Here is a 21,339-nt window from a genome sequence, read left to right on the forward strand (position 1 = left end):
GATTTTATCTGGGTTTCGAGGCATTCAATAACTTGAGGCCCCTTGATGCGGTGTACCAGACTTTTTGCCTTCTATCTGCGGTAGGATCCCTAGCTTGATCGCCCTGGGTCGCATCGCCATTGTGGCGGATGGCAATTCACCCGATCCGGATGATATTGGTGCGACGGCGGTGATGCTGGGGCTTTTCAAGGGGGCCGGTTTGCGGGACAAGTTGGTTCACCTTTCACATTCCTGCGACTTGGACCCATTTCGGAATCCCGGTCGACAGGTGATTGATGCTACCAACGAGCTGCGCCGCCAGAACAAGTTGCATGAGTTGTGCGGGGAGGGAATCGACTTCTTCGGGCCTTTTGAGAAGCTGGTAAATTACTACAATTGCAGAACCTCGATGGTGGGTGAATACAATGTGCAAGCAGTCAATGATCTTCGTAATGCGATCAATGCCTCCAGCGTAGAGGATCCGTTGTGGATCATCGAAGCAGGGGAGCCGGATGTGATCGGATATGCTCTGCAGGCAGCAATTCCTTCAAGGCGCCAGCATGTGCACGTCATTTCGCATCATCCAGCAAACGACAATAGCGGTGATTTTTTTACCTGGCAGCAGATTCTGGATTTCGGGGTAACCGAGCATCAGGTTGGTGACCAGAATGTTGGGCTGCAGGTGCTCATCAGTAGTGGGCTTTGGGATTGGGCTGAAAATCATTCCTCTCCTGGAATAGCGTGGATCTGGGACCAACTGGATTATGCTGAGAAAGATGGCGTGGTGAGCTTTCAGAACAACAAGTTCGATTGTTCCGATGCTGGCATGCTGTATTGGTGGATGACGGGTGGACCCAATGGGGGCGACGGAAACTCCACTCCAGTGGAGATGCGCAACCTGCTGCTGAGAGAGCACGAGGATGCAGATCCTGCCCGCATCGAGCTACTGGCAGCTTGGGACCAATGGAGCAATGGAGAGGCTCCGAACCCGACCTTTTTGGCCGCGAACGTTACGGCCACAGCGGCCGCTACGAGCGAGGGCTTGTCTTGGGGAGTGAACGATGAACGGGGGGCGAGTAACGACGGGTCCTGGGGGAGCTTTGTGGGAGAACCCGCGGCGAGTGTCGGAGTTGCAGATCAGGAGAACCTCTCTCTTTTCAACGCGACCACTGGCGGGACTTTGACTTTCACGATTTCTAACAATGGTCCTCAGGCATTGGTTCTGGATGGCTTTCATTTTGATGCGTATGCCTTCCGGCCGAAGGCCGCACGAAGTTTCCGATTGGAAGTGTTGCCAGGAGGCGGTCTAACAGCAGGAACGGTTTTTACCTCGGCCGATCAAGCGATAACAAGCGTCGCTGGAGCCAATAACAACGGAGCTCATGATGACATCGACCTTTCTCTGACCGGGTTGGCGGACCACACCCTGGCTGTGGGAGAATCAGTTTCGCTGCGCCTCACGTTCACGGGAGGGGAAGGGGACGGTTCGGGTGGCCACCATTTGTTTGTGGACAATGTTGCGGTTACTCATGCAGTTCTTGAGGGCGCAAAATTAGCTCCTGAGGTTGAGGCGGGTGCGGGGGCTTCCATTAGCTTGCCGGTTGATGAGGTGATTCTAACAGGGAGTGCTTCCGATGATGGGGCGGTGGCTTCGACAGTATGGACTCAGGAATCTGGGCCAGCGATTGCGATGCTCAGTGATAGTGGCTCTCTCAACCCCGTAGCCTCCGGATTAAAGGAGGGGACCTACCTTTTTCGGCTGACCGCGATTGATGATGAGGGAAATAGTGCCTTCGACGAGGTGGAGGTGGTTGTGCTTCCTTCCGACTTCACGGTTTGGGCGCGCGGACAGATTATTCCTACTGAGTTGGACACGAGCGAGAATGGAGATCCCGATGGAGACGGGCTCAACAATCGGGTTGAGTATCTTTTTGGCTTGAACCCAATGGACAGTCGATCGGCGAATCCCTTTGCGGAAGGTCTCAGCAAGAGCGCTGGCACTTTTCGCTACACTCGCCGGAACCCATCCTTGAGTGGCACCTTTGATTACCAAATCTGGACCTCTGAGAATTTATCTCAATGGTTCCAAGACCTGACTGCTAGGCAAGAGGTCCGGATAGATAACGATGTGCAAGAGGTGGAAGTCACTCTCACGGGAGAAGGCCGATCGGAGAAGACTCTTTTTGTCCGCATTGCCGTGGAGTAGGGATGGGAGGATTCAATGAGGATGGTGGGTTTAAGCCAAAGTTCCTCGACCTTGCCGCAGAAAACGAATCCCGGTGAGGAAATTTGTAGTCAGACAGCAGGGCATTGATTCACCTGCGTTCCTGAAATTCTATGCACGTTCTTCACTGGAAAGTAGAATGAAAACCCTACTTTGCGTAAAGAATCCCCATGATCGCTTAGTCACTGATTTGTTAGATTAGGCAATGGTTTTGGGCGTAATTGAACTTGTCAATGCGGGGGCAAACCGAGGAACTTTAAAAGAATCCTTTCTTTTCGTGAAGCGGAACAAGCTTTGTTTTGCAGAACTATCGAAAGTAAGAGCGACACCAAAGATCCCATCAAATAAAATGAAATTCAGAAAAAAATCCGTTTATATATCGGTGCTTCTAACAGCCTGCATCGGACAATGTGCGAGTGCTCTCACAGTTGTGAGTGGAACGCCCTCCAGCTATGGAGTCCTTCAGGGTGAATTCCAAGCTGACCCGGAAAGTGCCCCTACCTGGGGACCCTCCAATAATAATGCCGACCGTTCGGGGGCGGGCGGCGGGAATACTGCGCAGCGGGTTAATGAACCGGTTTGGGGGTTTCAGGTTCCTTCAATTACCGCTGGAGAGTCTGTCTCCGAGGTGGTTTTCACATTTGATATGGCCAGCACAGCGGTTCAATCAGGGGCCAATCACACGGCGGTGGTGAGCCTGATGACTCACGATGATTTTACTGACTTTAGTGGCGGTGATTTTGTGTCGAGTCAGACTGCTCTCGGTGCAGGAGTTCTGGTGGGAACCTTTGACAATACCGACCTTTCCAATGGAGCTACTATTTCCTTCAGTCTGGAAGGCGCGGCGCTTACCCAGTTTGCCGGGCTTTATGATGCTTCGGGAAATCCTACCCAAGCTGAAGTTTGGTTTCGGATTTCCTATGACAATTTCACTTGGGAGTGGCCGGTAAACGCCAATGACCGATATCAATTTGCTGATAACAATGATGGCAATGTGACGCGAACCCTCACTGTCACCTCAATTGATGCCGCCACGATTGCGGACAGTTTGCGGGTGGAAACTGCCGATGATGGGAGTGGGGTCGTGGTTCCTTCTCAAACTTTAACTGCGGGAGATCCTGCTTTGACTGTTTTCTCTATTGGTCGAGACGCTTCCAACGGGTTCATTGGAAATGCTCCAGCCAGTTGGAGTCTCAATGTCATCGAGGGCAATATCACTGCGGCGGACCTTGTTCCGGCTGCGGATAATCAGAGCGCTCTTTTCTTTCCGACTGGGCCTGGTAGTGCCGAAATTGTGGTAAGTGGAGCGGCAAACAATTTCGTTTCTTCGGGCGTGATAACCGTGGTCGCAGGTCCTGCCGCAACCCTTACGGTTGAGACCGCCATTGATGGTAGCGGAGAAGTAGTTGGAGATACCGTTCTTCAGCCGGGTGAAGATTTCAATGTCTATGCCATCTTGCGGGATGCCGCTGGTAACTATCTCGACAGTGAACTCAGCGCCGACGCCACCTTTACCCTGGCCAATGTGACAGGAGATATCGAAGCGATCGATTTGTTGGACTTCACCGATGGTAGCGCGAACTTCTTGGCAGTGGGATTGGGAACAGCCAATATCCGGGCATCTCTAACAGGTTTCGCTGACGCTGATTCCGGGCTCATTACTGTCGAGCCTTTGCAAAATCGCTGGGTTTCGACGGGGGCTTCCAGTTGGCCGGTTGCCGCTCATTGGCTCAACGGCGTGTTGCCGGATTTCGACAATACCACGGACCTGTTTTTTCACGACGCTAGTGCGACCAAGAGAAACACCTATCTGCAAGGGAACCACACTGTCCGCTCGCTCAATTACAACGAGTTTGCGGATTCTCCATTCAATGTTAGATACACTACGAACGGATTGACTGGAGCGGAGAATCTGACCTTTGACACTGACTCGGTCGATAATCCCGCTGAGATTAATATTGATGCAGGAGCGGAAGGTAGCTTCAAACTTGGAAATGTGGGGAGCACTGCCAACGAATATGGAGTAACCATTCTTGCCGATGATTTGTTGATCACGCACGAAGGAACGGGAACTCTCACGTTTGACGTGCCCATTACAGAGGTGAATGGTTCGAAAAGCATTATCAAGACTGGCGCAGGCACAGTCTCCTTTGCCGCCGAAAATACTTTCACGGGCACAACGACCGTCAACGAGGGTCTCCTGTTGCTCAATGGCAAAGCGATCCACGACAGTGCGACTCTCTCCATCGATGGCTCCGGCCAAGTGCAGGTCACGGAAGGAAACATTGAAAATGTGGGCTCACTAGTGCTCGGCGGGATTGCGCAAGCCGATGGAACCTATGGACCCACGGGTTCAGGCGCAGAGACCATCAACGATCTCTACTTCGCCGCTACTTCGGGTCTCGTGAATGTGGGGGCGCCCGTGTTGAATGCATATGAGAGCTTTGTTTCAGTGATAGTGGACCCGGCTGATAGAGGTATCGAAGATGATCCTGATGGGGACGGAATTCCTAACGGAATCGAGTTTGTAATCGGCGGTTCTCCTCTGGACTCGAGTGACCTGGCCTTTTTGCCGACAGGAGAGTTCGTGAATGTGGACCTGGGCAATGGACCTTCGGATTATATTCAGTTCACCTATCGCTCTAGGTCGGATGTCGCTCCTTTGGCGCCTGGTGTTGAGTATGATACAGACCTTCAAGGGGATGATTGGGTCTTGTCGGCTGATGGAGTGAACGGGGTAGTGATTCAGACAACTGGCAATGGCTTCGAAGCGGGCATTGATCGAGTTGATGTTTATCTCCCCAGTAGCCTCGCTATTGACGGAAAAATCTTTGCCCGTCTTTCTGTTCGTCTTACCCAGTAATCTGCTAAGAGGACTTTGAAGTCTGCTTCGTGAAAGCGAGGCAGGCTTTTTTGTGTCCCGAGAAGAGGGGACAGCAATTGCGAGTGTTTTGTTTGGTTGTTCAAGCAGTATTGGGGACACTCGGGACTTATCCATATTAGAATGAAACAAAATCTCTCGCTGTTCAGTTCAGTTTCGCGCGCATTGATAGCCACCTTTCTCTGTTGTCCGCTGCTATTGGCGGAATCTGATGGGAAGAAGAATGTCCTCATCTTCTTTATCGATGATCTCAGGCCCGAATTGGGATGCTATGGGGTGGACAAAATTCAGAGTCCGGCAATCGATGCCTTGGCTTCGGAGGGGGTTCTCTTTGAGCGGGCCTATTGTCAGCAGGCGCTCTGTGCACCTTCACGGATTAGCATGATGACGGGGCAGTATCCTGACCACAATGGGATCGACGGCCTGTTCACTCCCTTGCGCCGTCACGACAAAGAGGCCATGACATTGCCGCGATATTTTCAGAAGCAAGGCTACTTCACTGCTTCGTATGGCAAGGTCTATCACCACCAGATTGACGACAAGGAGCATTGGTCTGATCTCCCGGATATTTCGCGGGAAAAGTTTGCCAATCCTGAGACCCTGGCGCGTATTGCAGAACGAGTCGTTGAAGCCAAAAAAAGTGGGAAAACTGTGGATGAAGTTCGTGCCGCAGGAAAGGGGCCGGCTATCGAGGTGGTCGAAGGACCAGACGAGCTCTATCGTGATGGTAAAGTCGCGAAGGCGGCCATCGAATCCCTTCGGAAAAACAAGGAGAAGCCATTCTTTATGTGCGTTGGATTCGCCAAGCCGCACCTTCCTTTCGCCGCACCCAAGCGCTACTGGGACCTGTATGAACGTGAGCAGTTTATGGTTCCTGAGCGTATCTTACCAGAGGGTGCTCCTTCACTGGGGGTCACCAAGTGGAACGAATTGCGTGGCTATCGCGGAATCCCGGCAGAAGGGCCATTGAGTGACGAATTGACTCTGGAGCTTCGGCACGGATATGCGGCGAGCGTGAGCTTCGCCGATGCTCAGGTTGGCAAGGTGATGGCCGAGCTGGATAGGCTGGGTTTGCGAGAGGAGACCCTTGTGATTCTGTGGGGAGACCACGGATACAAGCTGGGTGAGTATGGGCTCTGGTGCAAACACACCAACTTCGAAGTCGATACCCGGGTTCCTCTTATCGTTTCAGCCCCCGGGGGAAAACAGGGCAAGCGGTCCCACGCGCTCGTGGAGATCGTTGACCTCTTTCCAACCGTTGTAGAGATGACTGGAGGCACTGTTCCCGCCGGACGTGACGGAATGTCTCTTGCTCCTGTGTTAGAGGATCCGAAGCGCAAGTTTCGTCCCTTTGCTTTCATGCAATATCCCCGTGGTTCACAAATGGGATACGCGCTGCGCAATGAGCGCTGGCGTTACATCGAATGGATCAAATTCGATACTCAAGAAGTCGTGGCTAGGGCTCTCTACGACCACCAAGAGACACAGTTTCCAGATAAGAACCTCGCAGCCGATTCAGAGTATTCGGAGCTAGTTGCCGAGCTTTCCAAGCAGTTGGACGCGGCGCGGAGAGTGAAGGAAAGTCGGCTGAACCCTGCGAACAAATAGCAACAAGCGAACTCCAAGACTTTGCCACTGTGTTGATGGTGGCAATGACCGGCTAGTCCTTATACTTCTCCAAGAGTTCGCTGAACTCGCGATGGATTTCTGGTTCGGAATTGGAAAGTTCAGTTTCTTCACCGGGATCGGAGTCGAGGTTGTAGAGCTCGACGGGGCCTTGCATGGTGTAGCGGACAGCCTTCCATGGGCCTCGGCGGGCTGCCTGAAAGACGTCGCCGATGATTCCTGAGTTCGGATCTCCGGCTTGTTTCCCAAACTCCCAGTAGAGGTAGCGTTCGGGGAGTTCTTCGGGAGAGTCGCCGAGACGAGGGACTATGGAAGTTCCGTTGGTCTTGACGCGTGGAACCAGGTCGAGGGAGACGCCTGCAAGTTGAGCAAAGGTCGGCAGGACATCTGCGAACGCCCACGGAGTGTCGTCGACGCGGGCTTCCTGAATCGCTGCAGGCCAGCTCACGATCATGGGAACATGGATTCCGCCTTCGTAAAGGTCCCGCTTCATGCCTTTGTAGGGGGCGGAGGCTTTAAAGAACTGAGGATCGGCTCCGCCCTCGTCGTGGGGACCGTTATCGGAAGTGAAGAAGATGAGGGTGTTCTCATAGAGACCCTGAGCTTTGAGGGTTGTGATGATCTCCCCCACATAAGAGTCGAGCGCAGTCACCATCCCAGCAAGGGTGGCATGGGGATGTGGGACAGGTTCGGGATAATACCAGGCATACTTGTCGGACGGCTGTCCATCCACCACTCCTGAGTAGGGGGCCTTCGGAAATCGTCCTCGATAGGGCTTTTCAAATTCTTCGGGTGCAGCCAGTTCGGCGTGAGGCGAGGAGTAGGAGAGCATTACGAAAAAAGGACTCGTCCTCTCTTCCTTGAGATAGGATATGGTCTCATCAGTAAAGAGTCTCTGCGCGTAGGCTCCCTTCTTGCCTCCCTCGTTCTCCTGAATGCGAATCTGCCGACCATCGCGCCACAAAAAGTGCGGATATTGGCGATGGCCCTCGAGAATTGAATACATGCCATACCAAGTGTCGAAGCCCATTGCGAGGGGATCGGTGACACCCATCTGGGAACCAATGGAATACTTTCCGAAAAGGGCCGTATCGTAACCGGCATGTTTCAGGACGTGGGCGAAGGTGACGTCAATATCGCGAAGCTGGACGGTGTTCGAATTATTCTCCATCAGCCTGCCGTCCCGTCCGGTAAAGAGTGAGACCCGCGAAGGAGAGCAGACCGTGTTTCCCGAATAGGCTTGGGTGAAGCGAATGCCGTTGGCTGCCAGCTGGTCCAGATTCGGGGTTTGAATGGGCGTGTCCCCATAGGCACCAATCTGGTTGAATCCCAGGTCGTCAGTCAGGATGAAGAGGATGTTCGGTTTTTCGCGTGAATGGGCCGAGGTGATATTGGCGAAAAAAGCGATTGCTGCGCAGAAAAGGTGAGACTTCTTCATTTTGAGAATAGAGAGGCTGAATTCTGGAATTTAAGAACTGATTCTTTCATGATTCTACAGACCGTGTATTACTTGGCTAGCTCATCTTCGAGGGATGGTTTTTTTTGCGCCGAAGAGTGAACGCAGGCTGTTTTGATTCCTATTGCCAAGGCACGGAGAATCTGGCTAAAAGTCAGATGTCCCTAGGGTTTTTCTGTGGAGACGGTTTGAAGGAGAGACAGGTTGTAGCCTGTTTTTGTGACAAGAGATGACTTGTCAGAAACTCATTCGAATCTCATATTTATCCCGTATATCATTTGTAAACCCGCGAACCCATGAAGAACCCATTCTTGTTAAAAGCCGCCAGGACTCACCAGACTGAAGCGGGATTTTCGCTTATCATCACCGTGACGATGCTAGTTCTGCTCTCTCTGATTGCAGTGGGGCTATTGTCTCTCTCGTCAGCCACACTGAGGAGCTCGGGGAATGAGCAGGCCTTTCGCGAAGCTCAGGGGAATGCCCGGTTGGGGCTTCAGCTGGCAATCTCGGAGCTGCAGAGGACGATGGGGAGTGACCGCGCGGTTTCGGCCCCTGCTGCCGCTTTCGTTGCGGGTGCTGCACAGCCACACCTGGTGGGAGCTTGGGAATCGTGGTCATGGGATCCCTTGGCTTCATCCGGCGCTCCCGACTACCTCCGGGAAAAAAAGGACCGCTTTCGTGGGTGGTTGACAAGTCGCCAGTCGAGCGAAAACAGCGGTCAGGAGGTAGACTACGCTGCGACCCTGCCAAGCGGAAAGACGGTAGAGCTTCTCGGAGAAGGCTCATACGGCACAATGAGTGATGAAGAGCCAGTGGTGAGCGAACTAGTTTCTTTGTCTACCGAAGATGAAGGTGGAATTGAGAAGGGGCAATACGCTTGGACCGTTCTTTCCGAGGATACCAAAGCACGCATCGATTTGATTCGAGATGAAGCACGGCCCAAGGATGGTGAGCATCTGGCATCGAGTTTGACATTTCCCGAGCGCTTCCATCGCGACGCGCTCGAGCTTCAAGGTTACAATCCAAGTGATGAGAAGGAATGGGCTCGATTGATCTCGAGTCGAACCTTGGATGCTGCCGCAGATGTGGGAGGGGATAATTCGATTTCCCAAAAGCATTTTTTCGATTTCACCACCTATTCACGAGGGGTCCTTTCCGATGTTAGGAAAGGGGGCCTCAAGCGGGATTTAACAACGATTCTCGAGGAAAGGCTTCTCGACGGGGAAAGGGTCTATTCCGAGACCACCGATCCGATTGGAGTTGCCGATCCTCATTGGTCGTACTTGTCTGACTACTACAACCAGTATCTATCCTTCCAGGGAGGAGGCTCGGTTCAACCTATCGACGTGACTCGGAATATTACCGAGCCACGATATGATGCGAATGATTCAAGCCCCGAGCAGCTGACCTTGAAGCCGGTCATTGCCAAGATGCAGATCGTGTTTTCAATGGTCACGCATCCCTTGAATCTGAAAGATCGGCACAATCTGGCACCAAAGTATGCCACCGCTGACCGCCGCTATGCAGGCCGGCACTTGCGGCCTTGGCTGGTGTTTGAGCCCATCGTTACTCTTTGGAATCCCTATTCGGTTCCAATTGAATTCGAGTCTCTGTCAATCGGTTTGGATAAGATTCCAGTCGCCTTTCGTTTTGGCAAAGGGGAAGGGGGAGAAGAGTATGACTTCCGTGTGGTTGAACGGGGAGGAGGTCGCAGCAGCCGTTCGTATTGGCCTCTGTCTCACTTCGTCCATGGCGGGGGCAAGAACGATGCGATTAGTAATTTTTCATTCAACATCCGGGGCGGCAATATGGCAGAAGGGATGAACCGTGACCCGATTGTTCTCCAGCCCGGCGAGAACAAAATCTTCTCTTCATTCGTCAAGGAGGGGCAGAACTGGGGGAGCGTCATGGATGACTTTTCGATTGTTGGCTCGGACACCGTGGGTGCGGGTAACCAGCGTTCGCTGATCAAGGATGTGGACCTCGTCGAGGGATGGAACACGGTGGGTGGCTTCCGATTCGATCACCTGTCGCGGAACCATGAGAACCGAAATCCTCTCAGTCTTTATCCATTTGAGAAGAAGGACCCGGTTCGTTCCGGTTCCTATCACTCGGTCGCATTGAGGCCGCAGGATTCGATTATCGTCAAGGCAAAGCTCTCTAACAACGATGCCAACTCAGATAGCGAAGATGATCAACGGCAGGACTTCACAATGTTGGTTGAGATGGATCGGATCGGAGGAATCGAGAGCGACAAGATTCTAGGAAGTTCCTTCACCGTTCGGGAAAAGGAGCTGCTCTACGAGGAGGATGCGGACACCTTGATTGAAAGAAAGTTTCCAGCAGTGACTCTCCTGCAACAGGCCTCCGACACCACACGAGGCGGAAAGACTCCATTTGCCGTTTTCACCATGACAGCCAAGTCATCTCGCAATCTTCTAAGCCCGACCAAAGGATGGTTGTTTGGTAACCCTGTTCTGACTGCCTATGAACAGGATGAGAACGAGGCACCGCAGCCGCTGCAAAGCTATGAGTTTAGTTTTCGCGAGGTCAATTCCATCAACTCCTTTCCCATGGTTGAAATTGATCCCAATACGAACCGGGGATACTTCGGTTCCGGACAGAGTGCGGAATATGGACTGACGGCCACTCCCATGTTCGTTCTTCCGACAAGCCCCATGGTTTCATTGGGACAGTTTCAGGCCGCTAATCTGATATCAGCAGTCAAGCCACCGTTCTTTAACTATCCGTTGGGTAACTCGTTTGCTCATCCTCTTCTGGATTCGAACTCGGTGGTCTCAGGGACTTTCGTTGACCATTCCTATCTTCTCAACCAGCGACTGTGGGACAGCTTCTACTTCTCGGGGTTGAGTAAAAATGGAGGAAGCAGCAACAAGCGATCCCTTGAAGAGTTCTTTGACGGCAACAGCACTCTCACTCCTCGTCTCCAGCCGTATTTAGGGAAAGGTCGCTCCAAGGAAGACGTGGTCACCGAACTAGCGGCAGACCCTGACTTTGCTTCGCGTGAGATTGCGGCGAGTCAGATGTTGATGGGCCCGTTCAATATTCATTCGACTTCGGTGAAGGCGTGGAAGGCTCTTCTGCTGAGCGCCTTTGATGTCAGTGTGCCTACTCGCGATGCAAACGAGCATGAAGTGAAAGGGGCCGGTGCTTTCACTCGCTTGCTGCCAAGTTACAGCGAGAGGCTCGGGGACTTGGAGCGGGCCGCCGGATCGGGAGACGTCGGAAATGATGGCCTGCGCCGAGCGGAACGTTGGTTGGGATTCCATCAATTGACTGAAGAAAAGGCTGAGCTTCTGGCCGAGCAGATCGTGGAACAAATCAAGTTGCGGTGTTCGGAAGACAAGGGCCCCTTCCTGTCCCTTTCAGAATTCGTGAATCGTCGGGTTGGTCGTTCGAATGAAAGCTTCACCAACCGGGGGGTCTTGCAAACCGCAATTGACTTGGCCAATGACCCGCAGGAGCAGTCCAGTCAGCCGGGAGAGGGGTTCGAAGGTGAGCTTTTCTCTTTGGAGGATGGGGTCGGGATTAATAATATCGACGCCCGGGTCACCAATCCTGAAGCTCTTCGCGGAAACACAGCTGAAGGTTCTCCCGCGACCTTGATTCAGGGAGATCTCTTGCAGCATTTGGGCTCGGTGATTTCGGTTCGGTCCGATACTTTCCGCATTCGTTCTTATGGCAATTCGATGGCTCGGAATGGCGAGATTCAAGCCGAAGCCTGGTGTGAAGCGATTGTTCAGCGGGTGCCAGAATTCGTCGACTCCAAGCAGACCGCTGGAACGCCCTTTGACGAACTCAATCCTGTGAACCAGACTTTCGGCCGCCGCTTCGAGGTCGTCTCCTTCCGCTGGATGACGGCAGATGAGGTTTGAGTGAAACCTGTTGTTAAGCCCTTCAATTCAACCATTTTAGATTTATGATTCGATATATTGTTCTCTTTGCCCTTGCCGGACTCTCTCCCTTGCAAGCCCAGTCTCCTCGCTCTCTGGAAGTCCGGACTCTTTGTTTCGGCTATTCGAACCGAGTCAAAGAAGTCACTTTGGCGGGGGATGCCGAGGGCCAATCATCGATTGACTGTAAGCTCGTGAAATATTTGGAGCCCCAGCAGAAAAAGATGACTGTGTCGGAGGACTTTATCCTGATCGGAGAACCTGGTGCCGACGGCTTCGATGAGTGGAGTAAGGTAAAGATTGAAAAGGGGATCACGGAAGCTCTGCTCGTCTTCTTCCCTCTGCCTAGCGCTGAGCAGCCCTACAAGGTCGTGGTGCTCGACGATTCCAGCAAAGAGTTTCCGCTCGCGTCTTTTCAAATCGCCAACATGAGTCCCAAGGCTCTTCGGTTCATCGTTGGTGAGAATCCGATTCAGATCCAACCAGGGGAGACCAAGTTGATCTCGAAATTCAAGAATCAGAAAGCCAATGGTCAAGTTTCCTACTTCGCATACTATCAGGATGGAGATGAGTGGAAGCGATTGAGTACAGGTTTTTGGGATGTTATCCCTACCAAGCGTAACCTTCAAATTGCTTTCGGGAATCCCAAGTCCAAAACTGTCGAAATGCGTGGGTATGAGGATGGGCTCCCGGTTCTGAAGGCGCTGTTGCAAGAGCAGCAGGAAAAGAAGTAGCTGCGGGCGATTCCGACTCCTGTCGGAGTCCTTCGAAAGACGGAGGGTCGTGTCCAGAGTTCCTTGTGCTCAAAATTGGAGCGTCATTTGAATGAAGTTGTGAGGGAAGTACGCGAGGCCCTGACATCTGCGCATCGTCAATTCGCTCGTGCTGTGCCGGACTTCTGACTCAGTTCTTTCTGCTTCCTAAGTTTGATAGCTGCACTTCGGATGTAAGACGAAAGCCAGAAAGGTAATTTTTCCCCTCGGTTCTTTTTTTCAAAGTCTAGCCCTGAGGAATCCCTTGGATGTTTCGGCGGCGCTTCGAGGTCGGAAGTAGGGGCAAAGATTTGCGAAGGCGCGTGCGAAGTGAAAAATTCTCATCGGACATCGTTTGAACGTGGATGTGGGTTTGAGCTTTTCTCGGGCTAGCTCGTTAAGAAATTAGAATCGGTCTTTACCTTGGACCTTGGATGGACCGTGCCCGGACGAATGATGAAGAAAGGGTGAGTCACGAGCCCCAACCCTGTGCTCGATGAATCCCGGTCGAACGCGTGATTGGTCCCAGATGGAGTGTGGCTGAAGGATGCTTCTTGAGCCGTTTTGTTGAAACGTGGCGCCCTTTAGGAACAAAAGGGGAGTGATGGGTTCTATCCGCCTCAGCGTAAAAAAGCCCGCTCCGTTTTCACGAAGCGGGCCTTCAAGCGCAATGGAAAAGACTAGTTTTGGGAAACAGCGCTCAAGCGCGCAAAGAGCTTTCCATCCACTGCAAGGCTAGCCGGAAGGTAAGTGTCAACTCTGTCGACTCCTTCGCCGTAACCATTTGGCATTACTTCGATTACAATTCCATCGAAACCATCGAGAGCAAAGGTCCAAGGGTCAGCTAGCAGATTGGTGTCATATTCGACCCCTGGATCCACAAGAGCTGCGTCAGCTACCGAGCGGTAGCTGTAGAGTAAGTAGTCCGTTGGACCGTTACCGAGGTCGGTATTCACAACCTGGGCTGTGGGAAGGAGGGAAAGGTCGCTCCCATCAAGGGGAGTTCCTCCAATCACAAATTCAATTCCGTTGGGAATTCCGTCCCCGTCCGGATCGTCCTCGAGGTCTCTATCCGCAGCATTCGTGATGACTGAGGCGAAAATCTCGTAAGCATCAAGCACGGGAGCGCCCACGTTGATGAGGCCAGATCCTGCAGTGAAATTGACATCATCGATGGTGTCTGCACCTGAGCCGGTCGGACCATAGGTTCCGTCTGCTTGAGCGACTCCGCCAATGATCAGCGAGGTGACACTCTCAGTCTCCCCGAAAGCGACTTCCACTTGTCCCGTGCCTTCGACGACCAGAGTTCCGCTGTCGTTGATGGCATTTCCATCCAGAAACAGAATACCGTCACTGACAGTTGTGGTGCCGGTGTAGGTGTTGTCTCCCAGCAGTTCCAGTGTTCCGGTGCCAGCTTTTGTGATGCCGTAGGAGCCACCCATTTCGCTAATCACGCTATTCAATCGAAGGTAGCCAGTGCCGTTGTGAGTGACGAGAAGGTCGTCGGCCAGGACTGTTTGACCTGCCTCCGGAAGAGCGCCGTTGGAGCCCCCGAAGGTGATGTTGGTCGCGCATATTGCGTCGACATTGAACTCTGCCGGCTCGGTTGTCGAATCGGTGTCGAAGATCAGATCGACCGAATTGCTCAATCCGTTCTGCACATAACTGACGATGAGGTTCCCGGTGGTGGCTTCGTTGAAGTTGACTGAGCGAACGCTCTTCTCGATTCCGTCGAGTGGAATCCCGAGATAGTGGTTTCGCTTGGAGATGCTATCTTCGAAGAGGAAGATATCGGTTTGGTTGTCAAAGACCGGAAGAGTGTCAGCTTCCCACACAATCGCAGAGCTCCAGTTTGGAGAAGAATTGGTTCCGCCATCATAGCGATTGACCAGGTCTGCTACCGTTATCAGTCCGGAGACAGCGTCGGTGAATCCTTCAACGGCGGCACTGATGTTGGCTGTGCCATTCAGGTTGGGAGTGAAAGTGGCGCTGCCATCGAAGTTGTCGAACAAGTCGTTGGCATCGATTTCGCCTGTGATGTTGATAAGTGAGAATTCAGCAGCAGTTTCCAGGTCGACGAAGTTTCCGGATGAGTCACGGGAAATTGCGAAGACCTCGAAAGGATTACCCAAGAATGCGGACATATCTCCCACGACTGAACCGGAGCCGTCGCTCTCGGTTTCGATGGTGAGTTCTGTTCCCAGCCCGGCCGAAACGGTGATTACCGTGCTCTCTTCGCTCAGCAGGAGTGGGTCGCCGCTGGTTTGGGCGGCAGCGAGGGTGATGTCCTCTGCCGCTGTATATTGCACCGTGTTGAGGGTCACTGAGCTCGTCCCACTGAGGATTGTAGCAGTGTTTCCAGTCAAAGTGCCGCTACCCGAAGGAGAGAGAGAAATCTCTGTATCCTGAGAGACATTGAGAGGATTGCCATTCACATCCTGGGCTTCCACCGTGACCGAAAAATCAGACCCGGCGGTGGCGGTCGCGGGGACCGAGGTCACGGCGAGCTTGTTGGTGAGGTCGGAGACCAGAGTCACCGCGACGTTGTCGAGAAAGAGGTGATGGCCACCGCTACCGTCGCCTGCGCCGCCGGTAAACCTCAGTTGAAAGATTGCAGTGCCCCCGATCTCGAGTGTCGAGTCGGCTAGTCCGGTGAGGTCGATGTCAATTTCATCGTGCTGGCTGTGGCCCGAAAGACCTCCTCCAAGGCTGGTGATGGCACCTTCTTCCGATGTGAAAACGATCCCTTCGGTAATATCGCTACCCGATAGCACTTCCAGCTCATATGTTCGCGCAGCCTTGGGGCGGAAGGCTACCGCATCGAAGTTGAATGCGCCTAGATCCAAATCGACGGCATCTACTCCGTCATTGAAGATGGTGAAGGTGATTTCGCCATCGGTCTTGGCATTGGTTAGAGTGAAGTTGGCTGGCCCCACATCGGTGATCGTGCTTGCTGCGACGCCTGTGCTGTAGCTGCCCCAGGTGGTGTCGTCGCTGGAGCCCCGGCCGCTACCGTCATTGTTCGTCCAGTTTCCCTGGCCGCCGGATGCCGATGCGGTGGCGTCTACTCCTGTCGCAAGCACAGAAACAAAGGGAGCCGTCGGGCTGTCCCATGTGTCCCAACCAGCGACCACTTGGGCATATCCGGTTGTGGTTGATAAAATACCGAGGGCGAGTGCGGACCAGCACAAGCTCGGGGTGATAGGTGGATTTTTGAATTTCATTGCTTAGTTTTTTTTGGGGATTTTGGCACCTCTCGTGGTGAAAGAGCTGGCGCAAGAGATAGCCTTCATCTCATACACCCTAGTCAAAAGAATCAGTTCTTGTCCTGTCCCGTATTGATGTGACAAGTGAGATGAGCCGGGTCTTCAGTTTCAGAAATCGAAATTGGGCTTTTGGAAGGTTGAAGGACGGAAATGAGGGCGATCACAAGGGAATTCCTGAGAGGAGCTAATAGGGAGGCTGCTCGATAGGTATCGGTTCTTGATTGTTTGGCTTGATTTGAAAAATGCTGCTGGCCTTTCGGACAGCAGCAGCCCTAGAGATAACCAAAAACTCCGAGGACAGATGACGTTAGCATGAAGTCCGATTTCGTCTTGTCCCATGAACTAGTGTCAGGTTTTACCGGGTGATCCGCAGCCGGACGAAACGGCGTCCATTACGTCCCGTAGGGAGGCTGATGTTCACTAGTTGGACGAATGGGTCATCGGCTTCAAAAGTCTCAGCAACGCCCTCGGTGGACCATGAGTCGGGAAGAAGGGTTTCGCTCCACTCGACGATAAATGGAAGTTTGTCCGCGAGAGCCGCGCTACTGCGCGGATACTCGAAAATCAGCGTGGTTTGCTCTGGGCTGAGGCGGAGAGGTGTGGAGGCGAGACTGGTCCCGTGAGGGTCCTGTCCAGTGGCGAACTCTAGGAAATTGGATTCGCCGTCCTCGTTGGGGTCGGCAAGGGGGTCGGCTGTTCCGGTAGGAATGATTGTTCCGAAGTGCTGGTATCGCCATTTCTCTTCTTCGGTCGCAGTATTAGTCGTTCCAAATTGAATTTGAGGTCTTGTATCACTGCCGGAAGAGTTGCTTCCCCCCTCGGACATGGTGATCTTTGCCCGGTTGATGCCGCCACTGTTGGCAGCGGTATTGAGGCGAAGAAAAATGTAGCTGCCTGCTCCGGCTCCACCATCATACTGGGCGTTGAGGTAATCCCCAAGCGCACTCTCTCCAGCCGTGGAGGTGGTGATGATGCCGAACGGAGTGCTATTGTCCAAAATGCCGCCTTGGAAAAAGGTCGCGTCGCTCGGATCCAGGGAACGAGTCTGCCCGTAGTAGTCTTGGGCGAGAACGGCTTCAGAATTTCTACGGCCAAGCCCGTAAAGGTCGCAGACCTCGAGGTTGCCATCCTTATCGGTGTATTCGAATTGAAGGGTTGCGTGAGTGAACGGGGACTCAACCACTCCCAGATTGGGCAGCTGAAAAACGAAGACCGTGCAGCGATCAACTCGTGCACCTGAGGGGCCTCCGGTGCCGAGCAAAGTGGTGTTGCTGTCCGTGTCGATGACATCTGGAATGTCGCGTATGCTGGCATCGCTGGAGAGGGAAAGGAGGACCCCGTCCTCAATTGACGGAGTCGCGGCAGTGGTGAAGGACCAAACCTTTCCCTCTCGGATATTGTTGCTGCTGTCGACTTCGTCGATTCGCCAAAAGTAAGTGGTCGCTCCGGCGAGGGGCGAGGGAAGAAGATAGCTGGATGAGGAGAATTCGCCCCTGAATTCCGTAGACGTTTGGGAAGCCGCTTGGACGGCATTGGGATCCGTTCCCAAGTAGACGTGATGCGCGATGGCATTGAACCCCGGGGTCCATTGCAGGGCGGAGGGGCTGACCCCGCAGGTCTCGGGGAAAGGGATGGGTTGAACCGCACGGGTGGAAACTTGATAGTCGCGGATGTGGAGAGAAGTGGCAGCCCCATCGGAATTTGCTTTCTCCTGTCCGTAGACCGAGAGGACGTTGTCCAACTCCCAGCGGGTCGTGTCGATATGGCCTTCGCCCCCTTCGGTCGAATCCGACTGGGTGTGAATCAGGGACCAGTTCCAATGACTCTGGTTGGCGTGAGGCGTACCCTTCGCAATTCGGAGCCTATTTCCGGACGCATAGGCGAGGAAGAGATTGCCATTGTCTTCGCCTACCAATTTGGGACGGCTTCCGTTCAAAGGGAGGACCGAATAATGCCAAGTGCCGGAGGCGGACCGCCAATGGTGGTGGTATCGACGAGTGGACGTTCCCGCTTCATGATATGAGAGCATGATATGGCAGCTTCCGTCCGGATAAGCGTAGTGGGTGAACTGGTTCGACAGGCCGGTATTCTGGGGAATAGCGGCGACGACGAGACCCGGTGAATCTATGGAAAGAGCGCCCGAACCAATGGTGCCAATCTGACTGCCGGCGGAGTTGAACCAAGTTCGGCCATGGTCGTCGCTATAGGCATAATTGAGGTCATGGTTGTTGCTGGAGCCATTGGAGCTCTCGCGCCATCCCCAGGAAACATGCAAGCGATTGCCGCCGTAGGAGATACCATTGAGATAAGGGTTTCGGCTCGAGCTATTGGTGGAAACCGCCCCAGTGTAGCTGCCGTTTTTGGAAATGATTTTTCCCATCCCGGCACTCCATTGGCTGGTGGTGCCGTCGTATTCTTGCAACATCCCGTCTCCATTGCCCGAGCCACCGTCGCGATAGTAGAGCATCAGGTCGCCATTGGGGGCATTGAAGAAGGTCGGGTATGTGAAGCTGCTGCCTACCGAAACGGAGCCGAGTTGGTTAGAGACCGAGCCAAAGAGAGCGGAGTTCCATTCGACCGTTTCGGGTTCGCTGGCTGCGCCGGGGGTCGAAACGAGGTAGTTGAGTGGATCCGCGTGATGGTCGAAGGCGAGGTGAATGGTGCCATCCAGATGGCAGATTCCTATCGCTGTCGAATTGTGAGAGTCATTGTTAGTGATGTTGTAGTCAGGGTAACGAATCACCTCCCAAGTGCCCGAAGGCAATTTGCGACGTCCGACGCAGACTTGGCGATCCTGGTCGTAGTAGGTCGTATACTGATAACCTTTGAAGGTTGTCATCGGATGCCGCTGATAGGTGCGACCATTCACATTCTGGCTGAAGTTCGCGGCAGAGGATGAGAAATTGAGAGCGTTGGGATCGACGATGTCGTCGCCCAAGACCACCAAATCCTGGCCAAACAAAGAATGGCTCAGAGCGAGAGCAAGCAAAGTTGTGGTCGAGAGGAAAGGTGGATGCCGCATGAGTTTGTTCAATTGCCTGAGTCTTGGAATACGACAAGTCCCCAAAAATTTGGGAGCAAGCCGACTCTCCTTTCTACGATGTAGACACGACTACTCTTAGCCCGAACATCGCTCAATTCATGGTCTTGGCAACATCTGATGTCTCGTTCTCACAGGAATACGACTTGTCTCCGCTTTTGCGAAAACTACTTACAATACAGATATCGTGCAGGTCGCCCTCATCCCGGAATCCCGTGGGAGTTGGGCTATGATGGGGACTGCTTCGGCTCCGGGAACCATGTTGAAGACGCGGCCTCTCTTCGTCTCCTGAATGGTGAGGGGCACGGTGGACTCAATGACCACGATGCCATTTGGTTTGGAAATTTCGATGCGGGTCTCGGAGACTTGTTTGACCGCCTCTCCGGTTGGAGAAAGAACGGGCAGGATGAGAGAAGCTTGCTCTTTGGAGGCGTCGCCGTTTGTGCTCTGGGCGGTGATGACGGTTCGATTTTCCTCAAAAAGATATTCTAGATCGAATCGAGAAACTTCGTCCGCAAGGGCTTGGTAGTTGAGATTCGTCAGGGTTGTTTGCACGTGAAAACGGATTTGTTTTTCATTCTCCTCATGGGTGACCTTGGCGGTCAAATCGTAGAGATTGGTAAACCACTTTCCGTTTTTTCTGATCTCGATTCGTGGAGTGAGGGGGAAGTCTCCGCCGGGGTTTTCTTGCTGATTGAGAGGTTCGACTTGGAGATACTTGGGCATGCTTCCAGCGAGGAGGAGACCAACTTTGTCATGGTAAAGGACGGAGAGCGAACCACCGGTTGCATGCAAAATATGCTCGGGCTCTGATTTAGTGCGGTAAATGGAATCATAGGCCGAGACCGTGGCCCGCCAGGGCCCCTTCGCAGCGAGGGAAACTGCAATTTCTGGGAAGTGTTTGACGCCTTTGGCAACTTCACGGGGAAGGGGGGTGGCGTCGTCGACATGCTCGAGCGACTTTTTGTGATCTTGCACGAAAGCGAGAGTCTTGGCGTGGGCGAAGGTGTGATGGATGCAGGGTCTGACACCGTGCGAGACGTAATGCGGACCCCCATGAAGCAAGCCGTTTGCGGTGCAGCGGGCCAGAAGCTCGGTGCTTCTCACTGCTGCGGTGCCAAGGGCCGGATTGCGGTGAGCCATCATGGCAAAGGCCGGCTGGCAACCATCACAGGTGCGGCTACCCCAGTAGGTCCATTTGAACTGACGGGTGCCCCAGCTATTGTCCCATCCACCGTCGGGCAACATGAATTGAAGGTGGCCTTCGAGGGATTTCTGCAACAGTTGGAGCAGTTCCTCGTCCTTTTGGTGGAGGGCATAGAGGGTCACTCCGTTGAGGGATTCTTCGACGTTGTAGCCGAGGTCTACTGGCAGGAGGTTGCGAGCGCTGCGGACGTCGTATGGCTTCCCTTCGCCAAAGAGGAGCTTGTTGGGCTCTGTGAAGTATTCTTTGACTCCACTGGCTAGTTCGCTGCTTCGGTCGAGGTATTTTTGCTCGCCAAGAACTCGTCCCAAGAGGTCGAAACCATGAACGGCGGTGAAGCCATAGTTGACGTTGGTGAAATTGAGAGTCTTGAATTTTTTCCAAAGGTAATCGCTGGCGGCGTGTTTCAGCCGTGCTTTCCAAGTCGCGAGCTGCTCTTCGCTCAGTAAATCGCCGTGATACTGAATCGCCTCCGCCAGCGCGATTGCTCCGAAAATGGAGGTGCCGTGCCAAGACTTTGGATTCAGATCGTTGGTCCAGCGTCCATCAGCACCCGAGACGTTCTTGGACCAGTCGAAGAGTTTGATGGCTGCGGCGAGATACTTCTCGTCGCCGGTAGATTTAGCCATCCGAAGAATGGGGTAGACCGCCTCCCAACAACGTCCGTGAATGTGTTCGCAGGATGGGCAAGCGAGTGCGCCATCATGAATGGGATTGTCGGGTTCGTCGATTTGGTGGGCAAGCATGCCATCGACCCAATCCGCGAGGAGATTGCCGCTGAGAGAGTCAAAGTCAGAGAGCGATTTTCCGGCGCTGTCGTCGGCGAGGGCCAATGAAGAGGTGAGAATTCCCCCGGTGGAGAGAAAGATTCCGGCGGAGCCGAAGGAGAGTGATTCGATGAAGGTTCTGCGATTTTGCATGAAGGTGCGACAAGGTGGGGAGTTGGCGTTCTCGTTAGCTTTTCAGGCTAGAGACTGGGACAACTTTGTCGTGTCGC

The 21,339-nt window shown here is 53.4% G+C and carries 9 protein-coding genes; 5 read left to right on the forward strand and 4 right to left on the reverse strand.

The genetic code is table 11. The features are described from left to right. The first annotated feature begins 94 nt into the window (after nucleotides 1-94). The 3 genes from IE099_RS19370 (at nucleotide 95) to IE099_RS19380 (ending at nucleotide 6,692) form a co-directional block, all read left to right on the forward strand. The gene (locus IE099_RS19370) at nucleotides 95-2,185 is read left to right on the forward strand and encodes a PKD domain-containing protein (protein WP_189574018.1); all 2,091 of its coding nucleotides are present in this window, start codon (nucleotides 95-97) and stop codon (nucleotides 2,183-2,185) included. Nucleotides 2,186-2,552: 367 nt separating this feature from the next. Continuing rightward, nucleotides 2,553-5,066: an autotransporter-associated beta strand repeat-containing protein gene (locus tag IE099_RS19375; protein WP_189574020.1), complete on the forward strand. Its 2,514-nt coding sequence runs from the start codon at nucleotides 2,553-2,555 to the stop codon at nucleotides 5,064-5,066. 141 nt (nucleotides 5,067-5,207) lie between these two features. Continuing rightward, nucleotides 5,208-6,692 carry a sulfatase gene (locus IE099_RS19380; RefSeq protein WP_189574022.1) on the forward strand — a complete coding sequence of 495 codons (1,485 nt, stop codon included), beginning with the start codon at nucleotides 5,208-5,210 and terminating at the stop codon, nucleotides 6,690-6,692. Between the two features lie 52 nt (nucleotides 6,693-6,744). Here the strand turns inward: IE099_RS19380 and IE099_RS19385 are convergent, their stop codons facing one another. Continuing rightward, complete coding sequence (locus IE099_RS19385; RefSeq protein WP_189574025.1) at nucleotides 6,745-8,148, reverse strand: sulfatase-like hydrolase/transferase; 1,404 nt, start codon at nucleotides 8,146-8,148, stop codon at nucleotides 6,745-6,747. A gap of 314 nt (nucleotides 8,149-8,462) precedes the next feature. Between IE099_RS19385 and IE099_RS19390 the strand changes: the two genes are divergently transcribed. Continuing rightward, entirely contained in the window at nucleotides 8,463-12,062 is a 3,600-nt protein-coding gene (locus IE099_RS19390) for a pilus assembly PilX family protein (protein WP_189574028.1), read from the forward strand. A gap of 44 nt (nucleotides 12,063-12,106) precedes the next feature. Next, entirely contained in the window at nucleotides 12,107-12,814 is a 708-nt protein-coding gene (locus IE099_RS19395) for a hypothetical protein (protein ID WP_189574031.1), read from the forward strand. A gap of 698 nt (nucleotides 12,815-13,512) precedes the next feature. Here IE099_RS19395 and IE099_RS19400 read toward each other — a convergent pair. The 3 genes from IE099_RS19400 to IE099_RS19410 all read right to left on the reverse strand — a co-directional run bounded on the left by IE099_RS19400 (nucleotide 13,513) and on the right by IE099_RS19410 (nucleotide 21,262). Next, the gene (locus IE099_RS19400) at nucleotides 13,513-16,056 is read right to left on the reverse strand and encodes an autotransporter-associated beta strand repeat-containing protein (protein WP_189574035.1); all 2,544 of its coding nucleotides are present in this window, start codon (nucleotides 16,054-16,056) and stop codon (nucleotides 13,513-13,515) included. A gap of 397 nt (nucleotides 16,057-16,453) precedes the next feature. Beyond that, nucleotides 16,454-19,120, reverse strand: a complete 2,667-nt coding sequence (locus IE099_RS19405; protein WP_189574037.1) for a BNR repeat-containing protein — start codon at nucleotides 19,118-19,120, stop codon at nucleotides 16,454-16,456. 189 nt (nucleotides 19,121-19,309) lie between these two features. Continuing rightward, complete coding sequence (locus IE099_RS19410) at nucleotides 19,310-21,262, reverse strand: ulvan lysase-like protein (protein ID WP_189574040.1); 1,953 nt, start codon at nucleotides 21,260-21,262, stop codon at nucleotides 19,310-19,312. Nucleotides 21,263-21,339: the final 77 nt, after the last annotated feature.

It is taken from the genome of Roseibacillus persicicus (assembly GCF_014651675.1).
In the GTDB taxonomy this organism is placed as follows: domain Bacteria; phylum Verrucomicrobiota; class Verrucomicrobiia; order Verrucomicrobiales; family Akkermansiaceae; genus Roseibacillus; species Roseibacillus persicicus.